Source organism: Psychroserpens mesophilus (assembly GCF_050617655.1).
Lineage (GTDB): Bacteria > Bacteroidota > Bacteroidia > Flavobacteriales > Flavobacteriaceae > Psychroserpens > Psychroserpens mesophilus_A.
This window is the reverse complement of record NZ_JBODQC010000351.1, coordinates 1-250: the sequence shown is the minus strand read 5'-3', so window position 1 is coordinate 250 and position 250 is coordinate 1. Positions and strand designations below refer to the sequence as shown.

General features: G+C 58.0%; 1 protein-coding gene. It reads left to right on the top strand.

The genetic code is table 11. The features are described 5' to 3' along the window. On the top strand, positions 1-250 hold a 250-nt coding region (locus ACRHNM_RS17545), incomplete at both ends, for a DNA cytosine methyltransferase (protein WP_431137932.1).

The window sequence follows — 250 nt, the reverse complement described above, 5'->3', positions numbered from 1 at the left end:
CGTGGCACGCATCATCGATGCCAAGCGTCCTCGCGCTTTCCTGCTGGAGAACGTGAAGAATCTGATGAGCCACGACAAGGGCCGCACATTCTCAACGATCATGGACGTGCTCAAGAACGAGCTTGGCTACCATGTGCAGGCCAAGGTCATCAACGGCAAGCACTTTGGTCCCCAGCACCGCGGACGAATCATCATCGTGGGCTTCCGCGAAGAGACGGCGTTTACGTGGGACGATCTGCAACTGCCGGAC